At 43.5% G+C, this 14,329-nt stretch carries 20 protein-coding genes and 2 pseudogenes; 12 read left to right on the top strand and 10 right to left on the bottom strand.

The genetic code is table 11. The features are described from left to right. The first annotated feature begins 924 nt into the window (after nucleotides 1-924). The 5 genes from J0895_RS14395 (at nucleotide 925) to J0895_RS14375 (ending at nucleotide 5,058) form a co-directional block, all read left to right on the top strand. Nucleotides 925-1,626 carry a response regulator gene (locus J0895_RS14395; protein WP_207088759.1) on the top strand — a complete coding sequence of 234 codons (702 nt, stop codon included), beginning with the start codon at nucleotides 925-927 and terminating at the stop codon, nucleotides 1,624-1,626. Continuing rightward, nucleotides 1,623-3,017, top strand: a complete 1,395-nt coding sequence (locus J0895_RS14390; protein WP_207088758.1) for a sensor histidine kinase — start codon at nucleotides 1,623-1,625, stop codon at nucleotides 3,015-3,017. The genes J0895_RS14395 and J0895_RS14390 overlap by 4 nt, the downstream gene beginning before the upstream one ends. Nucleotides 3,018-3,273: 256 nt before the next feature. Continuing rightward, nucleotides 3,274-3,585, top strand: coding sequence for a hypothetical protein (locus J0895_RS14385; RefSeq protein WP_207088757.1), 312 nt, complete (start codon nucleotides 3,274-3,276; stop codon nucleotides 3,583-3,585). Nucleotides 3,586-4,546: 961 nt separating this feature from the next. Further along, nucleotides 4,547-4,765 (top strand): type II toxin-antitoxin system VapB family antitoxin, encoded by a 219-nt coding sequence (vapB, locus tag J0895_RS14380; protein WP_207088756.1) that lies wholly within the window; start codon nucleotides 4,547-4,549, stop codon nucleotides 4,763-4,765. 2 nt (nucleotides 4,766-4,767) lie between these two features. Next, nucleotides 4,768-5,058: a type II toxin-antitoxin system VapC family toxin gene (locus J0895_RS14375; RefSeq protein ID WP_242541311.1), complete on the top strand. Its 291-nt coding sequence runs from the start codon at nucleotides 4,768-4,770 to the stop codon at nucleotides 5,056-5,058. 360 nt (nucleotides 5,059-5,418) lie between these two features. Here the strand turns inward: J0895_RS14375 and J0895_RS14370 are convergent, their stop codons facing one another. Next, nucleotides 5,419-5,688, bottom strand: coding sequence for a hypothetical protein (locus tag J0895_RS14370; protein WP_207088755.1), 270 nt, complete (start codon nucleotides 5,686-5,688; stop codon nucleotides 5,419-5,421). A gap of 369 nt (nucleotides 5,689-6,057) precedes the next feature. Between J0895_RS14370 and J0895_RS14365 the strand changes: the two genes are divergently transcribed. Together J0895_RS14365 and J0895_RS25950 are read left to right on the top strand one after the other, a co-directional pair. Next, nucleotides 6,058-6,321 carry a hypothetical protein gene (locus tag J0895_RS14365; RefSeq protein ID WP_207088754.1) on the top strand — a complete coding sequence of 88 codons (264 nt, stop codon included), beginning with the start codon at nucleotides 6,058-6,060 and terminating at the stop codon, nucleotides 6,319-6,321. 203 nt (nucleotides 6,322-6,524) lie between these two features. Continuing rightward, nucleotides 6,525-6,731, top strand: coding sequence for a PIN domain-containing protein (locus tag J0895_RS25950; protein ID WP_242541310.1), 207 nt, complete (start codon nucleotides 6,525-6,527; stop codon nucleotides 6,729-6,731). 115 nt (nucleotides 6,732-6,846) lie between these two features. On the opposite strand, the gene J0895_RS14355 is transcribed toward J0895_RS25950, so the two are convergent. From J0895_RS14355 to J0895_RS14345, 3 genes are all read right to left on the bottom strand, one after another. Then, on the bottom strand, nucleotides 6,847-7,083 hold the full coding sequence (locus tag J0895_RS14355; RefSeq protein WP_207088753.1) for a hypothetical protein: 237 nt from the start codon (nucleotides 7,081-7,083) through the stop codon (nucleotides 6,847-6,849). A gap of 204 nt (nucleotides 7,084-7,287) precedes the next feature. After that, nucleotides 7,288-7,458 carry a type II toxin-antitoxin system HicA family toxin gene (locus J0895_RS25945; protein ID WP_340643520.1) on the bottom strand — a complete coding sequence of 57 codons (171 nt, stop codon included), beginning with the start codon at nucleotides 7,456-7,458 and terminating at the stop codon, nucleotides 7,288-7,290. A 32-nt stretch (nucleotides 7,459-7,490) separates the two neighbouring features. Continuing rightward, nucleotides 7,491-7,697: a type II toxin-antitoxin system HicB family antitoxin gene (locus J0895_RS14345; protein WP_207088752.1), complete on the bottom strand. Its 207-nt coding sequence runs from the start codon at nucleotides 7,695-7,697 to the stop codon at nucleotides 7,491-7,493. Between the two features lie 274 nt (nucleotides 7,698-7,971). Between J0895_RS14345 and J0895_RS14340 the strand changes: the two are divergent. Next, a pseudogene (locus tag J0895_RS14340) lies at nucleotides 7,972-8,130 on the top strand (UPF0175 family protein); the annotation flags it as partial. Between the two features lie 126 nt (nucleotides 8,131-8,256). Here J0895_RS14340 and J0895_RS25940 read toward each other — a convergent pair. Together J0895_RS25940 and J0895_RS14330 are read right to left on the bottom strand one after the other, a co-directional pair. Continuing rightward, a complete protein-coding gene (locus J0895_RS25940; protein ID WP_242541309.1) occupies nucleotides 8,257-8,610 on the bottom strand; it encodes a type II toxin-antitoxin system VapC family toxin in 354 nt (117 codons plus the stop codon). Next, on the bottom strand, nucleotides 8,607-8,822 hold the full coding sequence (locus J0895_RS14330; protein ID WP_207088750.1) for a hypothetical protein: 216 nt from the start codon (nucleotides 8,820-8,822) through the stop codon (nucleotides 8,607-8,609). The genes J0895_RS25940 and J0895_RS14330 overlap by 4 nt, the downstream gene beginning before the upstream one ends. Nucleotides 8,823-9,025: 203 nt before the next feature. On the opposite strand from J0895_RS14330, the pseudogene J0895_RS14325 reads away from it, so the two are divergent. Beyond that, nucleotides 9,026-9,236, top strand: a pseudogene (locus J0895_RS14325) (UPF0175 family protein). A 198-nt stretch (nucleotides 9,237-9,434) separates the two neighbouring features. Here J0895_RS14325 and J0895_RS14320 read toward each other — a convergent pair. The 4 genes from J0895_RS14320 to J0895_RS14310 all read right to left on the bottom strand — a co-directional run bounded on the left by J0895_RS14320 (nucleotide 9,435) and on the right by J0895_RS14310 (nucleotide 11,424). Next, on the bottom strand, nucleotides 9,435-10,106 hold the full coding sequence (locus tag J0895_RS14320; RefSeq protein ID WP_207088749.1) for a hypothetical protein: 672 nt from the start codon (nucleotides 10,104-10,106) through the stop codon (nucleotides 9,435-9,437). Nucleotides 10,107-10,292: 186 nt separating this feature from the next. Beyond that, nucleotides 10,293-10,709, bottom strand: a complete 417-nt coding sequence (locus J0895_RS25935; RefSeq protein ID WP_242541308.1) for a CFI-box-CTERM domain-containing protein — start codon at nucleotides 10,707-10,709, stop codon at nucleotides 10,293-10,295. Between the two features lie 11 nt (nucleotides 10,710-10,720). Next, nucleotides 10,721-11,110 carry a hypothetical protein gene (locus J0895_RS25930; RefSeq protein ID WP_242541307.1) on the bottom strand — a complete coding sequence of 130 codons (390 nt, stop codon included), beginning with the start codon at nucleotides 11,108-11,110 and terminating at the stop codon, nucleotides 10,721-10,723. A 59-nt stretch (nucleotides 11,111-11,169) separates the two neighbouring features. Then, nucleotides 11,170-11,424 (bottom strand): polyprotein, encoded by a 255-nt coding sequence (locus tag J0895_RS14310; protein WP_207088748.1) that lies wholly within the window; start codon nucleotides 11,422-11,424, stop codon nucleotides 11,170-11,172. A 248-nt stretch (nucleotides 11,425-11,672) separates the two neighbouring features. Between J0895_RS14310 and J0895_RS14305 the strand changes: the two genes are divergently transcribed. The 3 genes from J0895_RS14305 to J0895_RS14295 all read left to right on the top strand — a co-directional run bounded on the left by J0895_RS14305 (nucleotide 11,673) and on the right by J0895_RS14295 (nucleotide 14,251). Then, nucleotides 11,673-13,037, top strand: coding sequence for a helix-turn-helix domain-containing protein (locus J0895_RS14305; protein ID WP_207088747.1), 1,365 nt, complete (start codon nucleotides 11,673-11,675; stop codon nucleotides 13,035-13,037). Between the two features lie 434 nt (nucleotides 13,038-13,471). Then, a complete protein-coding gene (locus J0895_RS14300) occupies nucleotides 13,472-13,993 on the top strand; it encodes a chemotaxis protein CheW (protein ID WP_207088746.1) in 522 nt (173 codons plus the stop codon). Between the two features lie 57 nt (nucleotides 13,994-14,050). After that, a complete protein-coding gene (locus J0895_RS14295) occupies nucleotides 14,051-14,251 on the top strand; it encodes a hypothetical protein (RefSeq protein ID WP_207088745.1) in 201 nt (66 codons plus the stop codon). Nucleotides 14,252-14,329: the final 78 nt, after the last annotated feature.

The raw sequence follows: 14,329 nt of genomic DNA, 5'->3' as shown, positions 1-14,329 counted from the left end.
GGGTCGAAGGGGGTTGGGGGCCGCCGACGTCTTCCACAACTGCTGCAAGGATTGCTATATCTGAGCAAGATGCTTTTGAAGTCATCCCAGAATTAAGAGCAAAAAGACTGTGCCGAGAAACCGGGTTTCTGGTGAAATCTTGGTAAAGAGGCAGAAACTCATCAGAGAAACTCGGTTTTTGAGTCTGAGGCGATCGCTCCCAAGTCTGCTAAGATTTAAGCAGATGTAGGCTGTGTCACCCTCTGCTACAAATGATGGGAATAACCCCAATCTCTAAACTGAGGGTCACGCCCCATTGAGAGGGGTGATGGTGCGTTCCGGAGAATGGCGGTATTTGGCAAAAATTGGGGTGGGTATTTTCCCTGGAACGCCCTCTACTTTTTGGCTCGATTTCATCGTTGCCATTCACAGCGATTGGAGTTAAAATAGGATTAAGCTCACGGATTCAAATTATGTCAGAACATACCATGATTCTATCTAAAAAAACTTATCAAGCCCTCCTAGAAGTAGCCCAACAATAAGGGTTAACTCCGGAAAGTTGGATTTTATCTCAACTTGAACAAGCCCAGCCTGAAACCAAACCTTACCTTGACAAATAATTTCTGATGTGCATTGTTTTTTGATAAACCCCAAGGCTTGCAACGTCGTGACTTCAGCCTTTGATATTTGCAGATTGAATGACTGAGAAATATTAAGCTAATGAGTTGGTCAACAGAGCAATTCATGGCTAGAAAGCTCTAGAGTTAAGGCTGGCAGCAATTAACTTGGGGATGGCACAATCTCCAACAATTGTCAACAGCAGAAGGTGGGTGAGGGGAAAAATGGGATGGTCTCTTTGAAGGGTAAAAGGTTAAAAGAGAGATACTTCCTTTTTTGAGCGAGACTGTGAATAGGGATGAATTGGGGAGCACAAGTTAGCTGGATATGCGTGTATTAGTTGTGGAAGATGATGCAGGTATTGCTAAGTTTATTCATCAGGGGCTGAACGAAGCAGGGTACGCAGTGGATCTTGCCTCAAATGGTCGTGAAAAGGTCAACTATGCGATCGCCGCTGATTATGATGTAATTGTGCTAGATGTCTTGCTCCCTGAATTGGATGGTCTAAGCGTATTGAAAAATCTGCGCCAACGCGGATTGCAAACCCCAGTGCTGCTGTTAACTGCACTGGACACGGTACAGGACCGGGTGCTGGGTTTAGATGCAGGAGCCGATGATTACCTGATTAAGCCGTTTGACTTCACGGAGCTGCTGGCTCGGTTGCGGGCATTATTGAGGCGTCCTCCCCTCCAGACCGATGTGGTGCTCCAGGTTGGCAATCTAGAGATGGATTCAGTCCAACGCTTAGTGAGACGGGGCGATCGCCTGATTGAACTTAGCCCTCGCGAGTTTTCCCGGCTAGAATACCTGATGCGCCATCCTAACCAAGTTCTCAGTCGAACTCAAATTGCTCAACACGTCTGGAGCTTTGATTTTTATGGAGATTTCAAAGTGATTGATGTGTACATCGGATACCTCCGGCGCAAAATAGATCGGAACGAAACTACCTCACTGATTCAAACAGTGCGGGGGGTTGGTTATCGGATCAGTGCTAACGATGAAAGTCGGATCCCGGAGGTTGAGCAATGATCAAGTACCGGAAACCCTGGCAAAATTTGCGGTTAAGCCTGGTTGCTTGGTATAGCCTGCTGGCAGGACTTTCCATGCTGGTGTCAGATGGCTTTATGTATTTTGAGTTTCGTCAGACGTTATTCGAGCAGATTGACAACTCACTAAAAGTAACGGCCATTCAAGCCTTGAAAAATCTCGATGATGAGCTTAATGTTCTAGCATTTGACCCTCGCCAGAAAGCTCCGGTTCTAGCCTCATTGTTGAATGATGCAGGAGTCGAGATTTATTTGCTAGGACAAGATGGTTCCGTGAAAGAACACTTTGGTGATTCACTCACATTACCGACTCAGCAAGGTTTGCAACCCGGTTTGAAGACCCTCGATACCGAGACTGGACGGTGGCGAATTTATACTCAAGAAATCCGGCCCCGGGATGACAGACCACCCGGATGGTTAAAGGTAGCGCGTTCCCTTGAACCTGTTGATATCACTTTACAAAACCTGTTAAATGAACACCTCCTGAAAGTTCCCCTGCTCCTCGGCATTGTCGGTTTAGGCGGGTTGTTTCTGGCGAACCGTGCACTTAAACCCATTGGTAAAATCACTCGAATGGCAGAGGAGGTCAGGGTCAGGGGCGATCTGACTCAGCGCATTCATTATCAAGGTACAACTAATGATGAATTGGAACGACTGGCAACGATATTTGATGAAATGCTGGATTCGCTGCAAAAGACCTTTGAGCATGAGAAGCGATTTACGGCTGATGCGTCCCATGAACTACGAACTCCCCTGACTGTCCTTAAGGGACGATTGCACGTGGCACTAAGCCAACCGCGTACCGTAGAGATATATAAAGAAACACTGCAAGCGATTGAGCAAGAAGTAGATCGGTTGATTCGCCTGAGTAGCGATCTCTTACTCCTCTCTCGGCTTGAGCCGCGTCATCAGGATGTGCATTTAGAACTCATTGATCTGAGTGACTTATTAGCGGAGATCGCCGAGCAGATTCAACCGTTAGCTGATCTCCAGCAGATTCAGTTCTCAACTCACATCGTCCCCAACCTTCAGATTCAAGGTAGTCCCGATCATCTGATTCGTCTGTTTCTTAATCTGCTGGACAATGCGGTGAAATATACTTCCGCTCAGGGCGAGATCAATTTAACAGCAGTCGTTCAAGAACATTGTATTCAGATCAGGGTGAGTGATACCGGGATAGGTATCTCGCCAGAGCATTTGCCCCATCTATTTGAGCGCTTTTATCGAGTAGACAGGTCACGTTCTCGCACAATGGGGGGTACGGGGTTAGGACTGGCGATCTCCCAGGAAATTGTCCACCGCCACCACGGGGCGATCGCAGTCCACAGCCAGCTTCGTCATGGCACAACCTTTACAGTCACCTTTCCCAACTAGAACCCTAGCCAGATGGGCTAAGACAGAAGAATCAAGGCAGATCGAAGCCCCAGACATGGCATCGTAAGAGCTTTCTTACCATTTTCTTACGGTTCTCTTACGATTCAAGTGCTACAATAAGTTTAGTTCACCGAAACAGGCTGAACAGGCTGTAACGGTTATTTGCTTTCAGGTGTTGCCCTCAAGCAACGCCGTCAGGAAGGAATGGCGTTTGATGTTCAAACCTAACAAACATAAAAAATGGAGGATGATCACAATGAAATTATGGAAAGCAGCATTGATAACGTTAAGTGGTTTGATCGCTGTCAGTGTGATATCCAATGCTCACGCGCAACAAGACAATTCTTTTACCGGAACAGTGGAGAGGGTGTGGGAAGATGGCTTTCGGTTGAATACAGGCGATCGCACCCTCCGGGTTGATGCCTGGGAGCTTTGTGGTGACTCTACAGCAAGCCATGTCAGTGTAGAGGATCAACTGACTGTCACAGGTGAATTTGAGCGCTTTGAATTTGATGCCTTTTCCATCACCCGTCCTGATGACACAGCGGTTTGCTCCCAGGAAAAGTGATGTGCGGTTGAAATGTGGGAGGTTGATTCGCAGATGGAGCGGAGCAATTTCCCGGAGGGGAATTAAACCAGCAGACTGAAGGAGCAATTGCCCTTCATCGGTACGGAAAACATCGGCGAAAGCCTCCCCGATGGGGACGCGACGATGATCGCGGGGATAGATTAGCGTAATCGGGTAGGCGAGGGGATAGCGACCCTTGGGAATTGCCGTAATATTGGTGCGATAACTGCCTTTGTTGTTGCACAGATCCGTTTCTGGGGAAATGGGTAACCCATGACTTCAATGAATGGGGCAACCGGGGAATTGAAGCCGATTTGTAATGGCAGGGGAAAGTTACCAATTTCTAATAGAATAGCCGATTTTAATGGCCAGGATTGACCATCAAATATGGCCGTGATTTCTTGACTGTTCGTGGGGATATTTTCTGGACAAGCCGGGTTGAGAGTTTTGGTTTACGGCAATTGTATCTGAGAAACCTTCTTTTCTGGCAAAATCTCTGGGAGGATGCAGGAACCCCGGTATAAGCCCGGTTTCTGAGTCTCAGGCGATATGGTATCCGCAATTGGAGGGCGATCGCTCCTAACTATCGCTCCTAACTATCGCTCCTAACTAGGCTTGTTTTTATTGACTTCACCACCAAAATATCCTCCACTCCAACGGGTTTTTAAACCGGGTGGGCGCGACAAAGTGACAACTTATCTGCCGCTTTCTGCTTCCTTTTTGCGGAGGTCTTCAAATTTTGAACTAGGCGAAAGTCCATGTTGCTGGCATTGATAGCCGGGATATGTTATCTTGAAAACAAGAAAACTAGGATTCAGTCGGTGAAAATCACTAGCTATAGTCCACTGGTTGGGCTTCCATAAAACCCACGGTTGGACTGACCCCCATCAAATCCCCGCTTCTGGGAAAGCCAGACAGGAGAATTGATTGATTCATAAATAGGCATACTTTCAAGGAAAAAATGATAGAAAATGCGATTTTAAAAAATGTGGAAAAACTGCCAGAATCTGTAAAACGGTCAGTTTTGGACTATACAGAATTTTTGGTGAACCGATATGCGGCAGACGCTGCTCAAACCGCCAAAGCACCCCAGCGAGGCGGACTGGGGATTTGGCCGTGTCAAATCTGGATGTCTGATGATTTTGATGAACCTCTGGAAGATTTAAAGGATTATATGTAAAGATGAATTGCTTACTGGATACCCATACTTTACTGTGGTACTTGCAAAACAGTGAAAATTTAAGTGATAGAACCACAGAAATTCTGGAAGATGCCAATAATAATCTCTCGGTGAGTATTGCCAGTTTATGGGAAATTTCAATTAAATTGGGTTTGGGCAAACTTAGATTACAGAAATCATTCTCTGAATTAGAGGAAGTGCTACAACAACTAATTTTGATGCCTATTCCATTCACCGAGTCTGGTGATAAGCTGGCAGGGTGTGAATCTGTTGCGGTTCTTGAGAAATTATAGCAAGGATTGACAATCAAATATGGCAGTGATTTCTTGACTGTTCATGGATATTGTCTGGACAATCCGGGTTGAGATTTTTGGTTTACGGCAATTGTCCCTCAGAAACCGATTTTCTGGCAAAATCCCAAACTAAAATGGCTTCATAGATGTTGAAGACACATTCACTGCCATCCCCAAGAATGGCTCGTCCTCTCCTTTTCCATCTCAGATTCAACTGAGCGATTAAATCTGGAGGTAATGACAGCCAACCATTAAAACCTGTATCTACGATCGCATCTTGTGTGTAAATTTTGCCATCCCTGTCATAAACTCAGAGGGGAATAATCGGTTCAAAATCTCTATTAACGATTCCGGTAATCATCAAGTTCTCTTCGTTCGTCCCCCGAAGCGACGGACATAGCCCGAACCGATTCGCACAATCCAGATTTGAGCATCAGGATGAGTCGCTTCAAGGCGATCGCAGGCGGCAATTTCACTAGCATCGACTTCAAAATCTCCAGTTTCTAAATCGATCGCCACAATCTTACCATAATTACCTTTCTCCACTTCTGGGCGAACCTTATATTCATAAATCTCATCCCCAAGGCGAGCGAATTCTTCTTTACTGTAGCGGGGTTGTCTAATGGCCATAGCTTTCACTTTCCTAAAATGGCTTCAACTGATTAATTTTATCAGACCCATCTCGAAGGGTTTTGATTGATGGCAATTGTACCTAAGAAACCGGGTTTCTGGCGAAATTTTAGTAAAGATCCAGACGCCCTCAGAGAAACCCGGTTTCTGAGTCTGAGGCGATCGCCTCAGTGGTAGGTCGATCACAGTTATTTTTAGGGGGGGATTTAAGAGGGCGATCGCTCCCCGGTCTGCTAAGATTTAAGCAGGAAATTTAAGCCCAGGAGAGAACACCGTACTAGATTGCGGAACCGCTATATGATTTATGATAAATAACTGACATTAACATTGAGCGGTGTTAAAATAGGAGCAAGTAACCTGATTAAAATTATGTCAGAACATACCATTACCCTATCTGAACACACTTACCAAGCTCTCCTAGAAGTTGCCCAAAAACAAGGTTTAACTCCTGAAATCTGGATTTTGTCTCAACTTTATCAGCCCCAGCCTGAAGCCGAACCTTTATCTGAAAAAATCGGAGATTTAATTGGGGCAATTGATAGTCAAGTTGAACCATTAAATCAGTTTCGTGCAACTTATTTTGGCGAACAGATTGCCACAAAATTATCTGAACAAGGACTGCGACGACCATGATTTTAGTTGACACTGGGCCTCTCATTGCTCTGATTGACAAAGGTCAGGGAGAAGCCCATGTTAAATGTGTTCAAACTTACAAAACACTGAGAGGTTCTCTCTTAACAACCTGGCCTTGTTTTACTGAAGCGATGTACTTCTTATCAGAATTACGAGGTTGGTCATCCCAGGCAATCTTATAGGAGTTCATCAATAGAAAAGCTTTGTATCTTCATGCAAATAATGAAGCAGAATATCAACGGATGAAAGTTTTGATGGAAAAATATCAAGATATCCCGATGGATTTAGCAAATTCTTCTCTTGTTGCTGTGGCAGAAAGTCAAAAAATTAAGCGAATCTTTACATTAGATAGTGATTTTTATGTTTATCGACTATATGATAAAGATGCTTTTGAAGTCATCCCAGCATAAGAGCAAAAAGACTGTGCAGAGGGGTTTCTAGTTGAAATATTGGTGAGGATGCAGAAACTCATCAGAGAAGGGTTCGCTAGTCGCAGGCGATCGCAAAATATGTACTAGAAAGACTTCAATAATTGTCAGCAATGGGGTTGCCGTATAGATACTGGTCAATATTCTCCGACCAATCTGGAGCGCCCTGTAACTGTAAGGACTGGGCTGTTTGTAGAAAGGTCTTGGGGGTATTTTTAGGTGGCAATAAAGTTTCAACTGTAATTTTCACTCTTGTTCCTATTTCCAGGTTTAAGGGCGATTCTAGTTGCAGGGATTGACCATCAAATATGGCATTTATTTCTGGAATTTTCATGGGTATATTTTCTGGACAAGCAGGGTTAAAGGTTTTGGTTTACGGCAATTGTACCTCAGAAACCGGGTTTCTGGCAAAATCTCTGTGAGGATGCAGACACCCATCAGAGAAGGTTTCTGAGTTTAGGCGATATGGCATCCGCAACGCGCTGGCGATCGCTCAAAAGCAAAATCATTCTATTTCATTCTGTTGCTGGGTCTTTTTTCACAAGTCCTCCTCTGTGAGATCGGCTACTTTCATCAATGCCTTTAAGGTGCCAATTTTTAAGTCTTGATTACTATGAACAGGAATAGAGAGAAATTTTTGTTTTTCGGGATTATTGTAAATATAATGGCTTCCTGTAATTCTCTGTAAAACCCAGCCCTTCTTTTCCACAATTTTACAAAGTTATTTTCCAGGAATAGACTTCATACAGCAATTTCCACAATTTCGTCTGTTGGCTGTGTTTTTTTCAGGCTATTATTCGCAACACTCAGCCAACCCTCAACTGCGTCTTGTAAATTCTGCGTAACCTCTTCCCAGGTATCGCCTTCGGTAATGCAGCCGGGAAGGGCTGGGACTTCTGCCCAATAGCCCCCTTCTTCTGCTGGATGAATAATGGCTTTAATTTTCATAAACTTAGCTTCATTAATTTTTTTAGTTCAGTGTAGCATACTCAGACACAGTTTTTAGGAAAAATGAATAACTGCGATCGCTTCCACGTTCCGCAGAGAATCGTTAAGTTATTAGACTAACCAATTGCTTAGGGCTGTTGAGTTTTGTTGTTTCAAACCCATTGACCGGGCTGAGGAGCAATTCAAAGAGGCGATATGGCATCCGCAACCCTGGGCGATCGCTTTCCCGGTTGCTAAAATTTAAGCAAGAGATTTAAGCCAGGGAGAGTTCACCATGAGTTTAGTGATTTCCGATGAGCTAGTCAAGGCGAGTGGCTTTTCTGAAAACGAGTTATTTTTGGAAATTGTGCTGATGTTATTTCAGCAAGATAAAATTAGTTTAGGGAAAGCTAGTGAGTTATTGGGGCTACATCGGATGCAGTTTCAAAATCTCTGTTAGGATAGAGAATCCCTAAAAGAAACCAGGTTTCTGCATTCCCCAACTTCAAATGGTCCAATCTTCTATTGCTAATCCTGTCACTTTGCTAAAGTCTCGATGATTACGGGTTAACAAAATCATTTACCGAGAAAGTGCGATCGCTGCAATTCTCGCATCCATCTGAGCCAGTTGAATCCGTTGTGAGTTTAACTGCTCTAAAGTTTGGGCTGCGATCGCATCAAAAGAGAGAATCGGTAATCGCTGAAAATCAGCTACTAGCCTTACCATTATCTCATAGCCCTTAACCAATTCATTGGGATAACGAGCGCGGTTAATATAGGCATGGCAGCCCAGCATTTGTTCCTGGATTGTGATAATAGAAATAGCAAAATCATCCAGAGGATATTCAGCCATTCGTGCCATCAGATTGTGATAATCTGCCCCAGATTGACGTTGCAGAATGCTCAGATGATCGGTATCTAATAAATATCTCATTCCATTTCTGAGGGATCTAATACCGACTCATCGCCTCCTCGAATGGCTTGCCCTAATGCGAGGATCTCTTCAAAAGCCGGTTCATCCTTAAAAGAGCCGCTAATTTGCTCTAACCAGTTGCTCGATTTCGGATGGGCAATCTGTTGTTGAATTTGAGTAATGGCTGCTTCCACTGCTGCCATGCGTTCTTCTAGTGAAGTGTTAGTTGTCATCGATTGAAACAAGTGGGTAGGGTTGCATTCCTATTGTAGCGCAAGGCTTGAAGTGCAGAAAAACCTTCTGACCCTCTGTGACCATACAGAAATCCATCAGAGAAGGTTTCTGAGTCTAGCTGATATGGCATCCGCAACCAGGCGCGATCGCTCCCCCGGCTGCTAAGATTTAAGCAAGAGATTTCAGCCCAGGAGAGTTCACCATGAGTTTAGTGATTTCCGATGAGCTAGTAAAGGCGAGTGGCTTTTTATGAAAATGAGCTATTGTTGGAAATTGTGCTGATGTTATTTCAGCAAGATAAAATCAGCTTGGGCAAAGCCAGTGAGTTATTGGGGCTACATCGGATGCAGTTTCAAAAACTGATTTCTGAGCGAGGTATTTGCGTTCATTATGATATTGATGAGTTTCAGTAAGACCTCAATATCATAGTGGAAAGCATCTCGCCGGGAATCGTTTGATTATCCGATGCCCTGAGTTGTTAGACAGGCAAATGATTGTGTAGGTTGGGTTGATAGGGGATGAAACCCTACTTACTAGGCTGACTAGAGATTCCAGTTGCTAGAGGTAGTTCGCTAATCTCTACAAAATCATCATACCAGATAAAACCATCTTTAAATTGTGTCATTTTTGGGTTGGGAATATACGGACTGTAATGCTGTAACAAACTCATCCGCTTCTTGGTTATTCCCATCAGATTCCGAAAAATATTGTGGGGCTAATTTAGAAATTCGATGAGTTGTATAAGAACAAAGGGGAAAGCGTCCTTCCGGGCAACTTGTGCAAGGAGACTTTGAATATTGCGATCGCATCTTTAAAGTCAGATGCCAAACTCCATAAAAAACTGTGATAAATCCAAATTTTAAAATCCATCCTATAGTTGAATTAGGCGTTAACCACAAACCTGCATAACAAAGGAACACAACCGAAACACCTAAGCAAAATCGAGCGATAATTTTGTAAAATTTTTTCTGAATCCAGATTTGAAGGACCGCTGGAACATACAATAAAATCCCTAGAGACAGCAATACAAAAAACGGTAAAGTTTTCAAAACTCCTAAATGAGGAATCAGCAAAAAACCCGTTATTATTCCACAACTCATCATCAAACAACCTAAACATAGTGGTAAATTACCAATCCAAATAATATGATTGTGGTAATATTTGCAGGCTGGATGATGAGCAAGTAAAGGAATTCTGCCCAAGTTGTTGATAAATTTAACAAAAGCGGGGGTTTCTAGATGACCATAATTTATCTGATCGCGCTGGTGATGAAAGCAACTCATGCAGATTTCTTAAAAATTAATACAACAGTTGGAACAGATTGCTTACAACAATTTAATCTAGAATATGGTAAAGCTGTCGCAAGTTCCCAGCCTTGTTGACCCATTGAATTGCATTCAACATTAACTTTTTCTAAGTCAACGACTTTGGTACTGTACTCGTATCTCATAAATTATTCCTCCAATATTTTATTGTATCTGACGACTTCTCATAAAAGAAGCTAACTTTTCTAACAAAAATCTGACAATCTTCTTAACAGACAAACTCCGATTTACATACTGAGCAATCTGGGGGCCGATTTGGTAATACACACTGACTACTAAGCGACCCAAAGGATTAGTTAACAGAGTGCGATCGCGGAATTGCCTAAATGTGTCTAAATCCGGATGATTGCTACTTGAATAGGCTGCTGTGGCAACAAAGCAACCACCACCATTAGACTCAAACTTAGGGAAAAAACTTGTTTCACTGATTTTTTTAAAAGAATTTCGTAGCTTCTTCAAAGTCTCATCAGAAGTTTTATCGGGTTTAGTTGATTCTATTAGATTCTTAACTTTTGCCAGTTCTTCTGTAAGTTCTTCACTAAAATCAGTTGTAAATGCCAATCCAGGAATTTTTACCGAATTACATATCTCCTGATAGCGTTTATATCATCGACACTAAATGCCGATTTAAAATTATTTAGGCAATCGATAGTTTTTCTCATGTTTATGAGTAAATAAGCCAGGATAGTTTTGTGAGTATAATGTTGGTTATAAAATGAACCATACATTTGATCCAAAAGTTTGTAGAGGGAAAACAAAGCAATTATCTTGGTTCTATCATCATCATTTTCTGCATTGTACCCAAAAAAAATCATTCTTGAAAAATGTTCAAATCCCAGAACAAAGTTTTCACTGGCTTTTTCTTTATTATCTTGTTCATAGAAATACTGTCCAAGTTCCCAATATCTTTCAAATTCTCTTTGTGCTTCTTCGAGCATCATAGCCACTGCTTCGCCTGCCATGAATATTTCTCCTTAGTTCAATTGGTAACTTTTGAAAGCCAGCATAAATATCTCAAAATTTAACTATACTTACCCAAGTCGTAGCGATTCTGAATCGCCGCAATCACACTGGGGTTGTTATAGTAAGCCGCACCATCAGGGCCCATATAATTACCGTTGGATTTAACCCGAAAGCCAGTCCCTCTATTCGTAGCTGAGTTGTGGAAGTACAAATCAGTGGATTTAGGACTTCTGTGAAAAACTTCGTATTGGCCCTGTTTCCCCGTGATGTAGCCAACGACAGTCCGATCGCCTGAAGCCGAGTAAGTTTTCATGATAATTCCTGGGTAAACTTCAAAAAAATTAATCCTAATTAATTCAGGCAGGATTAGATTTCCTCATGCCTATTATGTTGTCAACTTTTTTTCAGTTTGACAACCCCATAAAAATGGTATTTAGGGGGGTAGTTCTCAATGCTTTAAAAGCAGAAAAGAGGAAAAATGTGGGATTTTGTGGCAAAAAGGGGGAAAATGTGGGATAATGGGGGTTCAAGTACGCAAAACTACAACCCCATTTAGCAGCTATGGAAATTCAAGACGCTTTGCAGTGGACGGATGAGTTGATTTTTGACCGAACTGGGAAGCATCTGGACTCGTTGCAACGGGCTATTTTGGAGGGGGCGTGGGAAGGGAAAGGATATCAGGATATTGCTCAGGAATACCACTGTAGTAGCGATCATGTGAGGAAGTCGGCATCGGAATTGTGGAAACTCCTGTCGGAGCTTTTGGGTGAAGAGGTTAAAAAGAAGAATGTTAGATCGCTCATCGAAAATGAAATATTCTCTTATTACGAGGATTCAGTACCTATTGGTAATCAAATCAATGTCTGTAACGATTTATACAAACCCTCAAAAAAACCGAAAAACCGATCGCCCTCCACTCCCAGCAACAAATCAGAACCGCGCCACGACCTCAGCCAAGCACCGGAATATAACCGCTTCTACAACCGCAGTGATGAACTGGCTACCCTCAAGCAGTGGATATTGACGGAACATAGCCGGATTGTCACCCTCACCGGACTCTCAGGGATTGGTAAAACCGCTCTTGCCAGACAACTGGTAGAACAAATCAAAGACAACTTCGATCGCATTCTGTGGCGCAGTCATCGCAAATTGCCCACCCTCAATATCCTGCAAACCAACATCATCGAATTTATCGCCCCATCTCCCCCTATCCAAAACCTATCCATCATCCAATACTTAAACTCTCGTCACTCCATTTTAGACCATCTGAAAAATCACCGTTGTTTAATCATTCTGGATGATTTTCAAGAAGCCTTAAATCCCGGGGAATTAGTCGGCAACTACCGCCCAGAATATCAAAACTATGGTCAACTGATTAATGAAATTGGGCGATTTTCCCATCAGAGTTGTCTGCTGCTACTTAGTTGGGAACAACCCCTAGAAATCGCGACCCTAGAAGCTGAAGACTGCTACTGTAAAACCTTACCTGTTCTTGGCTTAGATCAAGTAGCCACCCAAATTCTCAGGGAAAGAAAGCTCAAAGATGAGAAAAAATGGTCAGACCTGATCCAGCTTTACAGTTGTAACCCTTTATGGCTGAATATCATCGCTTCCACTATCCTGGATTTGTTTAACGGTAGCGTGCAGCAATTTCTATCCTATCCCAGTATCTTTTTGGGAGATTTAGAACCCATCCTTAAACAACATTATCAACGCCTCTGTGAATCGGAGAAAATCCTGATTCAGTGGTTAGCTAACCAAGAGGAACCTGTAAGCATCAGCCAGAAACCTCCAGAACTTTTGTCCGATGAAGAATTTTTAAAAGTGATTCAATCTCTAAGAAGACGGAATTTATTGGAAAACTCATCAGATTTGACGCTACAACCTGTGATTAAACAATACATCCGCAATTTGGCTCAATACTAGAATAATCTCTCGTTGTGCTATGAGAATCAGCGTTGCTGCTGCTAGGAGCCGATCGCCCTCTCAACTCCCGCAGACTTTAACGACAAGCAGTTTGCTGACAATCTCTCTGGGTTCCGCAGGGGTGAGGTTGCTCGGTTGGATCATGTTGATATATAGCGGTTCTAAATGAATTTGCGAATGGACCCTCACCCCCAACCGACGGCGGCCCAAGACGGGAGAGGCCTGTCCTGAGCTTGTCGAAGGGGGCTCTATTGGCATACCTCATGAGTCCGGGAACCACTATAGATGTCCCTTGTTGAGAATACCGGGAGCATTTTCCCCCTGACCAACTGGATGAAACTTTTGCTTTATAATAATTGTAGTGTATTGTGTCACCTATTCAGTGGAAAGACTCTAAAATTTAAAGGCTGTGGTTTCTCCAAAATTAAGACGGTATGGCTGGAAAATTGACCCTCAGTTCTGGGATGAATGAGTTGACTGGTTCTCTGAATGCAGGGAACCTGAAGCAATTTCTGTTGTTTGGTCAAGGAGAGAGCCTCTTTGCGGTGGATTTGCTGTCGGTGCGGGAGGTGCTATTTTTGGGACAGCAACCGATCGCACCGGTGCCGAATACTCGTCATTTTGTCTTGGGATTGACCAATTTGCGGGGGGAAATTTTAGCGGTGGCGGATTTCGGTCTGTTTTTGCGGACAGAGGGGGTGGATAGCCATTCGGTGCATAGTCGAATTTTAATTTTAGAAGCCCCGGATCCGCGTGATGGAACTGTGGTGATGATGCGAATGGGTTTGGCGGTATCTCGGGTGCAAGGGGTGATTTCGGTGCAGGTCGATCGCATTGTTTCTAGCATGGATGTGGGGGAAGAACTCGCTCCTTTTTTACGGGGATTATATGATTGGCAGGGACGCTTAGTGATGATTTTAGATGTGGAAGCGATCGCCCAATCTGAAGGGTGGTAAAGGGTGGTAAAGGGTTTATAATCTGTATCAAATTTCGCTTTACTTTGGAACTGAATTATGCTAATAAACGCGATAGGTTCTCAACTGTATTTTGCGCTGGAGAGTGAAACGAATTGGGCCGGGATACAGAACGGGGCAGAATTGGCTATTGCCCTGTCCTATTTGGGAAGGAAGCGATCGCACTTGCGCGTGGACACTCCACCCACCTCTTTCTACGCGCAAGTGCGATCGCACGTCACCGCCGACACCCCACCCTAACCCTCCCCTTGGCAAGGTCCGGGGACCGGAAGTAAAAACTTACTCTTGTAAGGGGGGAGAGATCAGATTGGTTTTTAG

It is taken from the genome of Phormidium pseudopriestleyi FRX01 (genome assembly GCF_017313335.1).
In the GTDB taxonomy this organism is placed as follows: domain Bacteria; phylum Cyanobacteriota; class Cyanobacteriia; order Cyanobacteriales; family Laspinemataceae; genus Laspinema; species Laspinema pseudopriestleyi.
This window is presented reverse-complemented; position numbering and strand designations above follow the sequence as displayed.